The sequence below is a fragment of the Sodalinema sp. genome (assembly GCF_046483825.1).
Classification (GTDB): domain Bacteria; phylum Cyanobacteriota; class Cyanobacteriia; order Cyanobacteriales; family Geitlerinemataceae; genus Sodalinema.
On sequence record NZ_JAWOCL010000169.1, the window covers coordinates 1 to 14079 of the forward strand.

Annotated in this window: 7 protein-coding genes; 5 read left to right on the forward strand and 2 right to left on the reverse strand. The window is 53.2% G+C overall.

All coding sequences use genetic code 11. The features are described from left to right. From R6U67_RS10875 to R6U67_RS10885, 3 genes are all read left to right on the forward strand, one after another. The coding region (locus R6U67_RS10875) for a DEAD/DEAH box helicase (protein WP_410252564.1) at positions 1 to 3015 on the forward strand (3015 nt) is incomplete at its 5' end. 220 nt (positions 3016 to 3235) lie between these two features. Then, complete coding sequence (locus R6U67_RS10880) at positions 3236 to 3907, forward strand: DUF928 domain-containing protein (RefSeq protein ID WP_410252565.1); 672 nt, start codon at positions 3236 to 3238, stop codon at positions 3905 to 3907. Positions 3908 to 4076: 169 nt separating this feature from the next. Continuing rightward, the gene (locus tag R6U67_RS10885; RefSeq protein WP_410252566.1) at positions 4077 to 6641 is read left to right on the forward strand and encodes a CHASE2 domain-containing protein; all 2565 of its coding nucleotides are present in this window, start codon (positions 4077 to 4079) and stop codon (positions 6639 to 6641) included. 313 nt (positions 6642 to 6954) lie between these two features. Here R6U67_RS10885 and R6U67_RS10890 read toward each other — a convergent pair whose 3' ends face one another. After that, positions 6955 to 7161: a hypothetical protein gene (locus R6U67_RS10890; protein ID WP_410252567.1), complete on the reverse strand. Its 207-nt coding sequence runs from the start codon at positions 7159 to 7161 to the stop codon at positions 6955 to 6957. 226 nt (positions 7162 to 7387) lie between these two features. Between R6U67_RS10890 and R6U67_RS10895 the strand changes: the two genes are divergently transcribed. Both R6U67_RS10895 and acs read left to right on the forward strand, forming a co-directional pair. Then, positions 7388 to 9169 (forward strand): CHASE2 domain-containing protein, encoded by a 1782-nt coding sequence (locus tag R6U67_RS10895; protein WP_410252568.1) that lies wholly within the window; start codon positions 7388 to 7390, stop codon positions 9167 to 9169. A gap of 108 nt (positions 9170 to 9277) precedes the next feature. Then, the gene (gene acs / locus R6U67_RS10900) at positions 9278 to 11248 is read left to right on the forward strand and encodes an acetate--CoA ligase (RefSeq protein WP_410252569.1); all 1971 of its coding nucleotides are present in this window, start codon (positions 9278 to 9280) and stop codon (positions 11246 to 11248) included. An 18-nt stretch (positions 11249 to 11266) separates the two neighbouring features. On the opposite strand, the gene R6U67_RS10905 is transcribed toward acs, so the two are convergent. Then, a partial coding sequence (locus R6U67_RS10905; RefSeq protein WP_410252570.1) for a beta strand repeat-containing protein occupies positions 11267 to 14079 on the reverse strand: 2813 nt, incomplete at its 5' end.

A 14079-nucleotide genomic window follows, 5' to 3' on the forward strand; every position in this document is an offset into this window, starting at 1 on the left:
ATCGCCGCCCATCCCTTCGCCCTTAGCCCCGACGAACTCCACCAGAGTCTACAGCAGCATCAGCTTCACCTCGCCGCTGACTGTCCCCCAGAGGAGCAGCTCCTACAACTCCCCAGTTTCCAAGATGACAGCGGCCAGCTACGTCCTCTGCATTCGGCCCGGCCCGTTCCCGAGGCTTCGGCGGTGACGCTACATCCCTGGCGCGTGTCTGGCCGGCGTCTGCGCCCTGAACCAACGTTAGATCTGTTGCGTCAACTTCCCCTGACGGTGGCCGAGACCGACCCAAAACAAAGTCTGGTTGGCCCCGACTTAAAACTCTGGCAACATCTGAGCCGTTGGAGTTTAGATCTACTCGCTCGTGGTAAATTTGTCCCCGGATTCGTTATCTGTCCCGATGGGCATCTCGAAGCCCGTTGGCAACTCCTCCTCGATAGCCCCCAAGATAGCGATCGCCTCTACCGCTTCAGTCAACATTTTCCCGATGTCTGTCGCGCCATGGGACCTCAGGCCCCCGACTCCGACGGCGGCGTACCCACTCCCGAGTCTCTGATTCGCAGTTTCCTCAGTGCGATCGTCGATGCCCAAGTGCGGCAAACCCTGACCCAGCCCAAGGATACCCCCGTCCCGCCACTGCTCCAAGAGTGGTTCAGCGCCCTAACCAGCAGCAACCCCAGCCTCAATCTCAGCCTCAAACAAGCCGACCCCCTGGCCAGCACCCTCAACACCTGGTTAGCGCCTGTCGAATCGGCCCTATTGGGCCAAAACCAATTTCGCACCGCCCTACGCCTAGAGCCACCCCAGCAAAGCAGCGACCCCTGGTGCTTAGACTTTCTCCTACAAGCGGTCTATGACCCTAACTTTACCGTCTCCGCCGCCACCATCTGGAGTCACCCCGTCGATCAACTCACCCTAGGGGGCCATACTATCAACCGCCCCCAAGAAACCCTCCTCAGTGGTCTGGGCCTCGCCTCACGGCTCTATCCCACCCTGGAAGCCAGCTTGCAAACCTCCCGCCCTGAACGCTGTCCCCTCGATGGCATTCAGGCCTATGAATTTCTCAAAACCGTGCGTTGGCGGCTTCAGGAAACGGGATTAGGGGTGATTTTACCGCCGAGTTTGGAGAGTCTCGATCGCCCCTCAGGACGTATGGGCCTGCAAGTGCGAGCCGAAGCCCCCAAACCGGGACAAACCCTGGGATTGCAAGGGTTACTCAACTTCCAATGGCAGTTAAGTCTCGGCGGGAAAACCATCTCTAAAGCCGAATTTGACCATCTCACCACCCAGGGGAGTCCCTTAGTTGAAGTCGATGGGGAATGGGTGGAGTTGCGGGTCGCCGATGTGCGAGCGGCGCAAGAGTTTTTCAGTAATCGTCAAGGGGAGTTGTCTCTCTCCCTCGAAGATGCTTTGCGCATCAGTATGGGAGACACCCAAACCCTAGGCAAACTGCCGGTGGTGGAGTTTGAAGCCAGCGGCGCGATGCAGGAGTTGATGGACACGCTCACGGGGAAACGAACCCTAGAACCCCTGCCAGCGCCCGACTCGTTTGTGGGCCAGTTGCGCCCCTACCAAGCCCGAGGGGTGGGTTGGCTGGCCTTTTTGGAGCGTTGGGGCTTAGGAGCCTGTTTGGCCGATGATATGGGTTTGGGGAAAACCATCCAAACCATTGCCTTTTTGCAGCATTTACAGGCCCAGGAGGCGTTGACGGGTCCGGTGTTGTTGGTTTGTCCGACGTCGGTGTTGGGAAACTGGGAGCGGGAGGTGAAAAAGTTTGGTCCGTCGCTGTCGGTTCAGGTACATCATGGGGCGAAACGGGCTAAGGGCAATACCTTTGTGTCGGTGGCGAAACAGCATGATATTTTGATTACCAGTTATGCTCTGGTCTATCGAGATTTAAAGCTGTTGAAGCGCATCTCTTGGCGGGTTTTGGTGTTGGATGAAGCACAAAATGTTAAAAATCATCACGCGAAACAAGCTCAGGCGGTGCGACAACTTAACAGTGAGTTTCGTATTGCCTTGACGGGAACGCCGGTGGAAAATCGACTGTCGGAGCTTTGGTCAATTCTTGATGTTTTGAATCCGGGCTATTTGGGGGATCATGGCTTCTTTAAGCGTCGTTTTGCGATTCCCATTGAGCGCTATGGGGATACGGACTCTCTGAATACGCTGCGATCGCTGGTTCAGCCGTTTATCCTGCGCCGTCTAAAAACGGATAAGGATATTATTCAAGATTTGCCCGAAAAACAAGAGATGACAGAGTTTTGTCCCCTCACTCCTGGGCAAGCAAAACGCTATCAAGAGTTGGTACAAGCATCCCTGGCGGAGATTGAATCGGCAGAGGGGATTCAACGACGCGGTTTGATTTTGGGCTTGTTAACTCAACTCAAACAAGTATGTAATCATCCTCAATTGTTGGGCTTAAAAAATAAGAAAAGCAAAGCCAATATTTTGCAAAAAATGAGTCAGGATTCAGGTAAAGTGCAGCGACTCGAAGAACTCCTTGATGAATTGATTGCTGAGGGCGATCGCGCCTTAATTTTTACCCAGTTTGCAGAATGGGGTAAAGTCTTGAAAACCTATTTAGAACAACGACTCGGCGGTGAAGTCTTCTTCCTCTATGGTGCAACTCGTAAAGCTCAACGGGAGGAGATGGTGGAACGGTTCCAAGAAGATCCCCAAGCCCCCCGCATCTTCATTCTTTCCCTAAAAGCTGGGGGAACGGGGTTAAATCTAACCCGCGCCAACCATGTGTTTCATGTCGATCGCTGGTGGAATCCCGCCGTCGAAAACCAAGCCACCGACCGCGTATTTCGCATTGGTCAAACTCGCAATGTTCAGGTTCACAAATTTGTCAGCCAGGGAACCCTCGAAGAAAAAATTCACGACCTCATCGAGAGTAAACAAGCCCTAGCGGAACAAGTCGTCAGTTCCGGCGAATCCTGGCTGGCGGATCTCGATACGGACCATCTGAGAAACTTACTCTTGCTCGATCGCACCGCCATTGTTGACGATGAGTAAGACGGTGTTCAAGGGGCGCTGAAACGGTAATTTTTCCGGTGAGAACTGGCACAATCTAACCTGGACAGTTGCCAAATCAGCAGACTACAATGGAGCTACCCTGGAACACTCGAACGCTATCTCTGCGATCGCCTGTTCAAGTTAATCCAACCCTATCTAAGAAGGTGGCCCTATGCTAAGTCGTTATATCCCGATTTGGACTGTTTTTACACTGGGTCTGTTGCTCACAGCCCCCCAGAACTCGGCTCACGCTCAAAGCGTTGGGCCAGTCGCCTTCCAGCCCCCAACCGGCGAACGTTTACCGGACTCGGCCGGTGGCGCCACTCGCCCCGCCTCGCAAAAGTGTCGTCAAGATCCCAACAGTGAACATTCCCTGTCCGCCTTAATTCCTCCCGGACAAGTTGGACTGACCACCGCTGAAGCTCCCGTTGTCTTTGTCTATCTTCCTCCGACCGACGCAACGAGCGTTTATTTCAGCCTCAAAGACGCACAAAATCAGGAACTGTATAGTGAGATTATCCCCATCGAGGACAGTGCCGGTATTTTACAAGTTGAATTGCCTTCAACCGTCGCTCCTTTAGAACTTGAGCAAACCTATCACTGGGACTTGGGAATTTTATGTAATCCCGCTCAAACAGATCTGCCCTGGGTGAGCGGCGTTCTACGTCGGGTGAGTCCGAGTTCTGAGGTTCCCGCTGATTTTGCACAATGGTCTGCGTTGGAACAAGCGGCTTGGTATGGTAATGCTGGCTTGTGGTACGACACCCTAAATCTGTTGGCTCAAGAGTATCGTCAAGCGCCGGAGAATCCCGAAGCACTCGAAAGCTGGACGAATCTCCTGACGACGGTTGGCCTCGGTGACCTCGCCGGAGAAGCCTTCTTGGCGTTTTAAGTCTGAGTCTCGGCTTGGGAGGCGCCAGTTGGGATGACACCACAGCGAGAGAGCCAATAAACCGATATCGTAGAAGGGAAACAATGTTTGTCCCGAACCTTCCCTGACTTGCAGGGTGCATCCTCTCGCATCATCCGAATCTGGCCATACTGAACCGACTAATCTGTTCATGCAAAGACCTCGATGGGCAACTCGATCGGCAAAAGGTAATCGCTGGCGAGATCTGGTTTTGTCAGTTGTGATGGTGATGGTGGCCGTCATCGTCTTGGAATATCAGGGGATGTTTCAACTCCTCGAATGGGCAACATTCGATCACTATTTTCGCCTGCGTCCTCCTGAAGCGCCCGAAACTCGCATTGTCTTGGTCACCATTGATGAGGATGACCTGAGAGAGTTGGGAGGATGGCCCATCAGCGATCGCATCCTAGCCCAAACCATCACCAATCTCGCCGCCACCAACCCCGCTGTCATCGGTCTGAATATCTATCGAGATTTACCCGTCTCCCCTGGTTCCGAGGAGTTGGACCAACTCATGGAGACGCTCCCGAACCTAATCGGGGTGTATAAGCTCATCGGCTCTCCCGTCGCGCCACCGCCGATTCTCGCGGAGCGAGGTTTAATCGGCTTTGCGGATTTTGTGCGGGACCAAGATGGCAAGATACGCCGCAGTCTCCTCTCCCATCCCAATGCTGAGGATCAGGTGCAACTGAGTTTTGCGGCTCAGGTGAGCTTGTTCTATCTGCAACAGGAATATGACCTAGAGCTGACGGTCGTTGACCCCCAACGGAGCATCATGGAGTTAGGTCAGGCCCGTTTCGTCCCCTTACGAGGGGTAGAAAGTGGCTATGGCCAGACCAATGCTGGGGGCTACCAAATTCTGTCCAATTATCGCGGCGACCGGGAACAATTTGTCTCGATCTCGATCCGGGATGTGCTAGCCAATCGCCTCTCCGCCGAAGCGCTCGACGATAAAATTGTCCTCATTGGTACGGTGGCCCAGAGTTTGCAGCAGAGTCTGTACACCCCCTACAGTGATACCGACTCAAGTTTTGCCAGTTCGAGTCTGGTGGTACAAGGGAATTTTGTTAGTGAAATTGTCGGGGCCGCTTTAGATGGACGACCCTTGTTGCGCTGGATTTCCGGTTGGCAAGAAGTGCTTTGGACGCTAATTTGGGCCGTCAGTGGGGTGATGGTTTCCCATCGCTTGTTGGGGGAACGCCAATTCAGCCGCCAGTCTCGCACACTCCGTTGGCTCTGGTTGGGGGGAACGTTAGTCTTAACGGGAAGTTTACCGGTTTTGCTGAGTTATCTATCGTTTCAACTCGGCTGGTGGCTACCGGTGATTGCTCCCATTGTGGCTCTGTTCGGGACGGGGTTAAGTACGGCGACGGGACTGATTCGGGAACGACAGTATGAGAGCGATCGCCGTCTGTTACAGTTTCTCGAAGCCTTACCGGTTGGTATTTGTGTGCTTAACGATGATGGCACGGTTCATTATGCCAATGCGATGGCCGATCAAATTCTGGGAGAGATTGGCGTTCCTGGGAGTTGCGATGAGGTGCGTCAGGCGCCTGCGGCCTATATTGCTGGGACTGAACAACCATTCCCTCTGGAGCAAACCCCGGCTTGGCGAGCGTTACAGGGGGAACATTCTCAGGCTAATGCGCTGGATGTGGATTTGGGGGGGAAGCGTCTACCTTTGGAAATGTGGGGAGCGCCGATTTTTAGTCGTCAGGGCAATGTCACCTTTGCGGTGATCGCGTTTCAGGATATTGCCTCTCGTCGCCAGGCGGATGCGGAGCGAGAACGGGCGACACGGGAGCTGTTTCAGGTGAACCAGGATTTGGATCGGGCGCTGAATATGGAGGTTCAGTTAACGGATGCGGCGGCTCGTTTTGTCCCCCATGAGTTTCTCTCGTTTTTGGGCTATGAAAGTTTGGTTGATGTGGAACTCGGTCAGGCGGTTGAGAAGGAAATGTCGATTCTGTTTTCAGATATTCGAGATTTTACAAGCTTGTCGGAGGGGATGGGGTTACAGGATAATTTTAGGTTTATCAATGCCTATTTGTCGCGGATGGAACCGGCAATTTCTGACAATAATGGGTTTATTGATAAGTATATTGGTGATGCGATTATGGCCCTATTTGGTGGGGGGGCTGATGATGCGGTTCGGGCGGCGATCGCCATGTTGGACTGTCTGAGTGAGTACAATAAAACCCGTCAACGTCCGGGTCGTCCCCCGCTTCGTATTGGGATTGGCATCAATACGGGGTTGTTGATGCTCGGAACTGTCGGCGGACAACATCATTTGGATACGACGGTGATCAGTGATGCGGTGAATTTGGCGTCTCGTGTTGAAGGGTTAACGAAACTCTATGGGACACCGTTATTGATTTCTCATGGGACGTTTTTACAGCTTGAAGATACAAATAATTATATGATTCGACTGATTGACCGAGTTCAGGTGAAAGGGAAGTCCGAAAAAGTCTCAGTGTTTGAGGTGTTTGATGCGGATCCACCTTCGTTGAAAGTGGCGAAGTTTGAGCAACGGACTAATTTTGAACAGGCGGTATTTTTGTATCATGTCAAGCAATATTCTGAGGCTCAAAAACTCTTTGAGCAGTGTTTGGAGAAAATACAAGGCGATCGCCCCTGTGAGGTTTATATTGAACGCTGTCAGCAGGTTCAAGAGGAGGTGCAGATTGAATCTGAAGATGGCGAAAATACGCTCTAGTCGCTCTAGAGAAATGGTCGGGAGGTCAACTGCGTTAACCCTAAATAAGGGGTCTGTCCCCTCATTTTAGATAGGTTATTGCCGAGATTGCCTCAATTTCCGCAATTTAACGGATGACAGGATGCTTCCTATTCCAAGACAATGGAAGTATCAAATGGCCGAGCTGGCCAATCGTCATCAGGGTGCATCGACTATGGTTAAGACAAATTGGGTTTTTCGACCCGTCATCGGTTTCAGTATAGTGCTATTGACCGCGATCAACGGGGCCATGGGTGCTGATTTGAGCGTTAGCTCACGGCTTCGCCTCGAACCTCTAGCCCCGGTTTTCAGTCAAAGTCAACCTGACCATCAGAGCGCGGCAGAGGTCTTCGAGCCGAGAGATGATAATGAAGGTCAACCCCAAGATACGGTAGGCTGAGTTGTCGGTCCCGGAACTTCGGAGACGGGGAGCGCAACGGCTCACTAGAAGATCGGCGAACCGTTCCGGGGAATGGGCGGTCATGGCTGCTAAACAAGACATAAGACGTGCAGAAGAGGTGCAGAAGAGTCAGGACGGGTTCCGTTGTCGTCAGCGGTACTGGCCTGGCTTTTCAGCCCCAAAAAAACAACTACACTGGAGAAACGGATATCAACCGGGGAGGCGATCGCCCCCTGCTTAATCCTCGATCATCAGACTTCATCTGCGGACAAACTCTATGCTGATCGCGCCTCCCCGTTTTCGCAATCAAACGGGACAATCTGAATCTATGTGCAGTAGTTCCCCTGTTCGACACCGATTATGGCAATGGCGAGCCAGGTTGGGGTCGATTTTTGGCACAACTGGTATCGTCCTGGCGGCGACGACTGGAGGACTGTTTCAAATGTTTGAAGCGGCGATGTTAGATCGCTATATTCAACATCGCCCCCTCGAAGCTCGTGATCCTCGTATTGTCCTAGTGACCATTGACGAGAATGATATCGAAGCCGCCGGCCAATGGCCCCTCTCCGATGAGCGGTTGGCGATCTTGCTCGAAGAGGTGCGATCGCAGCAGCCTCGTGTCCTAGGACTCCATCTGTATCGGGATGTTCCCATCGAACCGGGGAGCGATCGCCTCTCGCAGGTGTTGGCGAGTACCCCAAACCTGATCGGCATGGAAAAGTATGTGGGCCAGTCGGTGCCGCCGCCGCCGATTTTGCAACAGCTTAATCAGGTGGGGTTAGCGGATATGGTCATGGACCCCGATGGTGTGATTCGTCGAGCGTTGGTCTCAGTACGTGACAATGAGGGTCACATTCGCAATAGTTTCGCCACCGCCTTGGCCTTGATGTATTTGCAACAGGAACAGGTGTCCATCGAAGCCGATGCACCGGGAACCAGTCGCGTCCAGTTAGGCAAAACCCTGATTGAATCTCTGCGTAAGAATGATGGCGGCTATGCTCAGATTGATGACGGCGGCTATCAGATTATTCTCAACTATCGTGGCCCCCGAGAGAACTTTGAAAGCGTCTCGATGAGCGAAGTTCTGGCCGGGGAAAGTTCCGATGACCGACTGCGCGATCGCATTGTCATTATTGGCCCGGTGGCCCCGAGTCTCAAGGAAGGTTACAACACCCCCTACAGTAACCGAACCCGCGATCGCGACACGCAAATGTCGAGTTTGGTGATTCACGCCAATCTCACCAGCCAACTGGTGAGCGCGGCCCTGGATGGTCGTAAAATTATTCGCGTCCCGAGTCCCGCCCTAGAATGGCTTTGGGTCATCAGTTGGGCGGCGGCGGGGACATTGATCAGTTGGTATTGGTGGCAAACGAGCCAGTTTCGCAGCCATACTTCTCCCGCCTGGAGTCTCCTACTGCTCTATCTGCTGGGACTCTGTCTGATTCCCCCCACCGTTGGCTATCTGGCGTTCCTGAATGGTCTCTGGGTTCCGGTGATCTCCCCCCTCGCCGCTGGATTGACGGCTAGCTTTGTGATTAGTTTGCATAAAATCCATCGTCTGCAAAAACTGGCCACCTGTGATGGCCTGACGCAACTGGCCAACCGCCGTTACTTTGATTTATATCTGGAACGGGCTTGGGGGTTGAGTTTGCGTCGTCAACAACCGATTTCGATCATTCTCTGTGATGTGGACTATTTCAAGCCCTATAACGATACCTACGGCCATCGTCAGGGGGATGACTGCTTACAGAAAATTGCCCAAACCTTGGCGCGATCGGTCCGCAACGGGGATGTGGTGGCTCGCTATGGCGGTGAGGAATTTGCCATCATCCTACCGGATACGACGCTCATGGATGCGCTGAAGGTGGCGCAGCGGATGAATGAGAATGTCAGTTGTTTGCGCTTATCCCATCAAAGCTCAGCCGTGGCCCCCTATGTTACGCTCAGTTGTGGGGTCGCCAATCTTACCCCCAAGCTCAGTCATACTCCCCATCAACTGATCCAGGCGGCCGATTGTGCCTTGTATGAAGCGAAGGAACAGGGACGGAATACCTGTGTTTTGGGGCAAATTGCCGCTGATCCGACACCGGATCCCGCCACTGATTATTAACTGATTTAACGAGGGCTTCTCGGGCGATCGCCTCTCAAGGCAAAATAGAAGTTCTCGTGTCTGTTCGCCTGGATACAAATCACCTGTTAATCCTGTTTTTTTAATCCTATGTCTCAACCCACGATTGAATCGATCCTCCATGAAAAGCGCAGTTTCCCCCCCTCGGCTGAGTTTTCGGCTCAGGCCCGCATCAAAAGCATGGAGGACTATCAGGCGCTTTACGATGCCGCTGCCGCTGATCCAGAAGGCTTCTGGGGCGATTTAGCCGAGAAGGAACTGGAGTGGTTCGAGAAATGGGACAAGGTTCTCGATTGGAACCCTCCCACAGCCAAATGGTTTGTCGGTGGCAAACTCAATATCTCCCATAACTGCCTCGATCGCCACCTCAAAACTTGGCGCAAAAACAAAGCGGCCCTCATCTGGGAAGGAGAACCCGGAGACTCCCGCACCCTCACCTACGGGCAACTGCATCGCGAAGTCTGCCAGATGGCTAATGTCATCAAGTCCTTTGGCGTGCAGAAAGGGGATGTGGTGGGGATTTATATGCCCATGATTCCCGAGGCGGCGATCGCCATGTTAGCCTGCGCTCGTATTGGGGCAGTGCATACCGTGGTCTTTGGCGGTTTCAGTGCCGAAGCCCTACGGGAACGCCTCACAGATGCCTCAGCGAAATTAGTCATTACCGCCGATGGGGGCTATCGCAAAGATGCCGTGATTCCCCTGAAACCCCAAGTCGACAAAGCCCTCGACGACAACGCCATCCCCAGCGTTGACAATGTACTGGTGGTACAACGCACCCAGGACAACGTGAACATGGAACCGGGGCGCGATCATTGGTGGCATGATCTGCAACAAACCGCCTCCGCTGACTGTCCCGCCGAAGTCATGGACAGTGAGGATATGCTGTTTATCCTCCACACCAGCGGCAGTACCGGTAAGCCCAAAGGGGTCGTTCACACCACCGGCGGCTATAACCTCTACACCCACATCACCAGCCAATGGACTTTTGACCTACAAGATACCGATGTCTATTGGTGTACCGCTGATGTGGGCTGGATTACGGGTCATAGCTATATTGTCTATGGTCCCCTGTCCAATGGCGCTACGACGGTTATGTATGAGGGAGTTCCTCGCCCCTCCAATCCCGGCTGTTTCTGGGATGTGGTGGACAAATACGGCGTCACGATTTTCTACACCGCCCCCACGGCGATTCGCGCCTTTATGAAGGCCGGGGAACATCATCCCCAATCTCGCAATCTCTCCTCCTTGCGGATTTTGGGAACCGTCGGCGAACCCATCAACCCGGAAGCCTGGGTCTGGTATCACCGGGTAATTGGTGGCGAGCGTTGCCCGATTGTCGATACCTGGTGGCAAACGGAGACGGGCGGCTTTATGTTAACGCCGCTACCGGGGGCAACTCCCACGAAACCCGGTTCAGCGACTCGTCCCTTCCCTGGGATTATTGCCGATGTGGTGGATTTGGATGGCAACCCGGTTGAAGCCAATCAGGGGGGCTATTTGGTGGTGAAACATCCCTGGCCGAGTATGATGCGCACGGTGTATGGGGATTTCGATCGCTTCCGCCGCAGTTATTGGGAGCATATTCAACCCAAGGATGGGCAACATTTCTATTTTGCTGGAGATGGCGCTCGTAAGGATGAGGATGGCTATTTCTGGGTGATGGGCCGGGTTGATGATGTGATTAGCGTCTCGGGCCATCGTTTGGGAACGATGGAGATTGAGTCGGCGTTGGTGTCTCATCCGGCGGTGACGGAAGCGGCGGTTGTGGGTAAACCCGATGAGTTGCGCGGGGAGAGTATTGTGGCCTTTATTTCTCTGGAGTCGGAGTATGACCCCTCTGAGGAGTTAGCCAAGGCGTTGAAACAACATGTGGTTGACGATATTGGGGCGATCGCCCGTCCCCAGGAGATTCGCTTTACGGATGATTTGCCCAAAACGCGCTCTGGGAAAATTATGCGTCGTCTGTTGCGCAATCTCGCGGCGGGCCAGGAAATCTCGGGTGATACGTCAACGCTGCAAGATCGCGGTGTCCTCGATAAGCTGCGGGAAGGAGCCTAAGCGAGTCATCGTTGAGGGTTAACGGCTGAGCTGTGAAGAACAGTGAGCCGGCGTTGTCTGGGGAGGGGTGGGTGAGCCATCAGGAGTCTGAGTCGAGAGAACCACCGCCCCGTCCCCGTTGACGTGCCACCCTTGAGCTTCGACTAGAGAAGCCGTGTCCTCGTCCTGAATCATGGTGGTGTCTGATGAGTCTTCTTCTCGGGAACGCCAATCGAGCCACGTGGCTTCAGCGGCCAGGAACCCATCGGGATTGGGGGGCAATCCCCCCCGTCCAGTCACATAAAACTCGCTCTCCCGTCCCTCAGTACAGGGGTCAGTATCCAGGATAGCCGCCACATCGACGGGATTAGCAGACAGGTCCACCAGTCCCGTTGTTGTATCCACGTCTGGGGTATTGAGTTCTACGGAACCACTGAATTCAGCCCCGAGGTCTGAGGTAGCGGTGATGTCACTTTCGGGGGTGAGTTCGTCCCGAAATTCCGTGCCAAAAATGCCTTGAGTATTGATAATCACTCGACCCCCAGCGGCGTTGATGGCGTTGGCGGTGATATCGCTGTTTTCGAGGGCCACCAGGGCATCAGTATCGATGATGATATTGCCTCCAGGGAAGTCTCCTTCGGCGTTGGTTTGGATGGTGCTACCCCGCCGTAGAATGGTGGTTCCGGTGTCGAGTTGGATGTTGCCGCCGCGATCGCCGGTGTTGGCACTGATGTCGGCGCGATCGCTCAGGTGTAGGCGATCGGCTTGGACAAAGACATCACCCGCTGTAAAGTCATTGGCATTGGATGTGGCGTTATTGCTCGAAGATAACCCCGTTCCATCTCGCAGTTCCACAGTCCCGGCGATGAGATTCACGCCTCCGGCATTCCCTTGTCCCGTTTCTTCAATGGTGCTGGATAAACCAACCGGGAAGTCCTGGGAATGAACGCTTGCAAAGATAGCGGTGTCATGAACTTCAACCGTTACCGTTCCCGCATCTCCTTGACTCAAGCTACTGGAGGATAATGCCCCATCATAGACTTCTAAGCGGTCAGCCACGACAGTCACATTGCCGGCATTGCCGCGCCCGGTTTCTCCGACACCACTCCCGACGAAACCATTTGATAACAACAATGTCTCACTCACCTCAATCGAGACCGTTCCCGCATTGCCTTGACCCAAGCTACTCGAATCTAGCCCCGCCCCATCTCGTAGTTCTACCCTGTTGGCAATAATGCTAACGGCTCCCGCATCCCCTTGCCCTGTCTGCCCCACGCTCGTCAAGCCTACACTGGGTACTCCTTGAGGATCGACTCCCGAGAAAATGACCCTATCGTTGGCTTCAACTCTGATCGTTCCGGCATTGCCTTGACCCAAGGTAATCGAATTGAGTTGAGATCCATCTCGCACTTCTAAACTGTTAGCAATAATATTAACTCCTCCCGCATTTCCTCGCGCATTTTCCCCAACAACGGCAGATGCAAAACCATTAGCAAATAATACGCTCTCACTAGCCTCAACCGTAATTCTTCCAGCATTTCCCTCGCCGAAGGTACTAGAATCCAACCCAGCACCATCTCGCACTTCTAATAGGTTGGTGAAGATGCTGATTCCTCCGCCATTGCCCAACCCACTTTCGGCTACGGTACTAGAGACTCTACTACGTGAACCATCGGCATTAATTCCTGAGAAGACTACCCTATGATTCGCTTCAATTCTGACTGTCCCCGCATTCCCGTCCCCTAGAGTATTGGCATTTAACTGAGCGCCATCTTCCACGAACAGTGTGTTGCCAAGAATTCGGATATCGCCACCGTTTCCTTCGGCTCCTGCTTCTACTGTACTAAAGATATTAGCATTTGAGAATTGTGCCGTGTCACGCGCTTCAACGGTTATCCTGCCGGCATTTCCTTCACCCGAAGTACTTGAGGACAAACGCGCCCCATCTTGCAGTTCGACCCTCTCGCCAATGACTCTGATATTGCCCGCATTTCCCCGTCCCGTTTCTTCGACATTGCTAAAGACATTTCCATTCAAAAATCGTACCGTTTCCCCAGCTTCTAGGGTGATGTTTCCGGCATTTCCCTCACCAAACGTACTCGACGATAATCTCGCTCCATTACTGACCTCGATAGAGTGACCACGCAGGTTAATTTGAACAGCATCTCCTTGCCCCATTTCTTGCACACGGCTAAAGGCGCCACTCGGAAAACCCTCTGCATTTTCTCCTGAAAAAATAATCGCCTCAGTCCCTTGGATATCTATCCGACCTCCATTCCCTTGTGCTGATGTACTCGAACTTAACTGAGCCCCCTCTCGAACTTCTACTCGCTTGCCAATGACTCTGATATTACCCGCATTTCCTCGTCCCGTTTCTGTCACATTGCTAAAGATATCCCCGTTCAAGAATCGCACCGTTTCCCCAGCTTCTAGGCTAACGTTTCCGGCATTTCCCTCACCGAGGGTACTTGAAGATAATCTCGCTCCATTACTGACTTCGATAGAGTGACCAAGCAGGTTAATCTCGTCAGCATCTCCTTGTCCCATTTCTCGCACACGGCTAAAGGCGGCACTCGGAAAACCCTCTGCATTTTCTCCTGAAAAAATAATCGCCTCAGTCCCTTGGATATCTATCCGACCTCCATTCCCTTGTGCTGATGTACTCGAACTTAACTGAGCGCCCTCTCGCACTTCTACTCGCTTGCCAATGATTCTGATATTGCCCGCATTTCCTCGTCCTGTTTCTGTCACATTGCTAAAGATATCCCCGTTCAAGAATCGCACCGTTTCCCCAGCTTCTAGGCTAACGTTTCCGGCATTTCCCTCACCGAGGGTACTTGAAGATAATCTCG

What these genes read in the sequence shown, in the direction of transcription:
- R6U67_RS10890 (WP_410252567.1), bottom strand. Translation starts at nt 7,161, where the DNA reads ATGTCTTGTTTAGCAGCCATGACCGCCCATTCCCCGGAACGGTTCGCC.
- R6U67_RS10885 (WP_410252566.1), top strand. Translation starts at nt 4,077, where the DNA reads ATGCAAAGACCTCGATGGGCAACTCGATCGGCAAAAGGTAATCGCTGG.
- acs (WP_410252569.1), top strand. Translation starts at nt 9,278, where the DNA reads ATGTCTCAACCCACGATTGAATCGATCCTCCATGAAAAGCGCAGTTTC.
- R6U67_RS10895 (WP_410252568.1), top strand. Translation starts at nt 7,388, where the DNA reads ATGTGCAGTAGTTCCCCTGTTCGACACCGATTATGGCAATGGCGAGCC.